This is a genomic window from Desulfosarcina sp. (assembly GCF_041551955.1).
In the GTDB taxonomy this organism is placed as follows: Bacteria; Desulfobacterota; Desulfobacteria; order Desulfobacterales; family Desulfosarcinaceae; genus Desulfosarcina.
Genome location: NZ_JBFELV010000613.1, coordinates 1 through 1,928, shown reverse-complemented (window position 1 = coordinate 1,928; position 1,928 = coordinate 1). Strand labels below are relative to the sequence as shown.

Genomic DNA, 1,928 nt, shown 5'->3' with positions numbered 1-1,928 from the left:
GACCGCTGGCGCCCCATACAAATCATTTTTGCCGGCAAAGCCCATCCGGCTGACGACCCCGGCAAACGGCTGCTGCAGGACCTGATCAACCTGGCACGCGATCCGCGATTGGGGGGCCGAATCGCCTTTGTGGAGGATTATGGTGAACAATTGGCTCAGTACCTGGTGCACGGGGTGGACGTCTGGCTGAACAATCCATTGCCTCCTTTCGAGGCCTGCGGGACGAGCGGCATGAAGGCGGCGCTGAACGGTGTCCCCCATTTAAGCGTACTGGACGGCTGGTGGGGGGAAGGGTTCAACGGGAAAAATGGCTGGGCTGTGGACCATGCTACAAACTCCGAGAATCCGGACGGCAGCGATGCCGAAAAGATCTACCGGCTTCTGGAAGATCAGATCATTCCGCTTTATTACCAGATGTCGGAAAACGGCATTCCCCTCGAATGGGTACGTCTGATGAAAGCAACTATTAAAAGCGCTGCAGCCGGTTTCTCCGCGCGCCGGATGGTCAAGCAATACATTGAAAAGTTTTATTCCAGCAGCATAAAAAATGCACTGGACGACTAATTCGTGTCCACTCTGTGTGAAAGGTACAGGCACTGCCACCGGGCATGGCCAATTGTAACCAACCATTTTTCCAGCCGGTGCCGTCCATCCCCTGGTGGGCGTCATCGGCTGTTGCTTTTCCGGGATCAACACGGTGCCTACCAAATAGGTCATATGTGACCATCGGTTGAATGTGACCCTTTTTAGATGGTGATTAAGGATGACCCCGGAATGTTGGTTTAAAAAATTACGTCTAAATATCAGTAAGATGGGTATCGTTGCAGGGAGTGTATGGTGCCTGGCACAAAGATTGAAGATCTATCAGTTAGAAGATATTGGCCGGACGATTTCCGTTAGTGTTTCTTTTCATCTTTCGATACGCGATGGCGCTTCCCGCGAACCGCTGCCGACCGGAGTATCACCTCAGCCTGTCTTTCGCGATGCCTTGATTCTCGAATTCATTTCCTCGTTTGCCTGGCAATCGCGCGGTCAATCTTCACCCGTTGGAGAATAAGATATGTTCCGAGAAGAACCCCATCGGTCTTGTGCACGTGAACTTCAGTAAAGCCATTATTCAACAGGAGGTCTACCATGAAAACAAGCACCCAGGACAAGGCAGAAGGCAAGTGGCACAAAGTGAAGGGCAAGATCAAGCAGGTCGCCGGAAAAGTAGTCGGGAACCGCAGCCTGGAAGTCGAAGGCAAAGCCGAAAATGTTGACGGGAAGGTTCAGGAAAAGATTGCCGAGATCAAAGCGGTCGTTGGGAAGTAAACATAGACGCCTGTCAGAAGCATCTGATGGCGTTAAAAAAGGAGGTCACCATGCTTTGGACCCTATTTGTGATTCTACTGGTTTTGTGGGCGCTGGGATTACTAACCGGCACCACGATGGGCGGTGTCATCCATGCCCTGCTGGTCATTGCCATCATTGTGGTCCTGATCCAGGTGCTTCAAGGACGAAGACGGGTGTAACCTGTCTTGCCATCGCCAGACGAGGCGAGATATCCACTTAAAGGAGTTTATGTCATGATAACAAAACGTTGGGTTTTTGCCTGTTTTGCTCTGATTGTGTTCAGCGCGGCCCTTGGGGCCTGCGCATCGACATCCAAACAGTCAAGCGCAGGCGAATATGTTGACGACTCGGTCATCACGACCAAGGTAAAATCGCTGCTTGCTGCCGATGATTTTCTCAAGTCGTTCCAGATCAGCGTTGAAACCTACAAGGGCGTCGTTCAGCTGAGCGGGTTCGTGAATTCCCAAGCAGCCGTCGATAAAGCTGTCGAGACCGCAAGCAGCGTCAAGGGGGTAAAATCCGTGAAGAATGATCTGATCGTTAAATAGACGGGCGATTAAAGCAGAAATACAATGCCGTCGTGGTCATAGCCG

At 51.7% G+C, this 1,928-nt stretch carries 5 protein-coding genes; all 5 read left to right on the top strand.

Annotated elements, in window-relative coordinates:
• Nucleotides 1-564 (top strand): alpha-glucan family phosphorylase (gene glgP / locus ABYV26_RS24835; RefSeq protein ID WP_372684033.1); only part of this gene is annotated, 564 nt, incomplete at its 5' end.
• A gap of 199 nt (nucleotides 565-763) precedes the next feature.
• The gene (locus ABYV26_RS24830) at nucleotides 764-1,057 is read left to right on the top strand and encodes a hypothetical protein (RefSeq protein WP_372684032.1); all 294 of its coding nucleotides are present in this window, start codon (nucleotides 764-766) and stop codon (nucleotides 1,055-1,057) included.
• A gap of 77 nt (nucleotides 1,058-1,134) precedes the next feature.
• Nucleotides 1,135-1,314: a CsbD family protein gene (locus ABYV26_RS24825; RefSeq protein WP_372684031.1), complete on the top strand. Its 180-nt coding sequence runs from the start codon at nucleotides 1,135-1,137 to the stop codon at nucleotides 1,312-1,314.
• Between the two features lie 50 nt (nucleotides 1,315-1,364).
• Nucleotides 1,365-1,514, top strand: coding sequence for a lmo0937 family membrane protein (locus tag ABYV26_RS24820; RefSeq protein WP_372684030.1), 150 nt, complete (start codon nucleotides 1,365-1,367; stop codon nucleotides 1,512-1,514).
• Between the two features lie 54 nt (nucleotides 1,515-1,568).
• Complete coding sequence (locus ABYV26_RS24815) at nucleotides 1,569-1,883, top strand: BON domain-containing protein (RefSeq protein ID WP_372684029.1); 315 nt, start codon at nucleotides 1,569-1,571, stop codon at nucleotides 1,881-1,883.
• The last annotated feature ends 45 nt before the right edge of the window (nucleotides 1,884-1,928 follow it).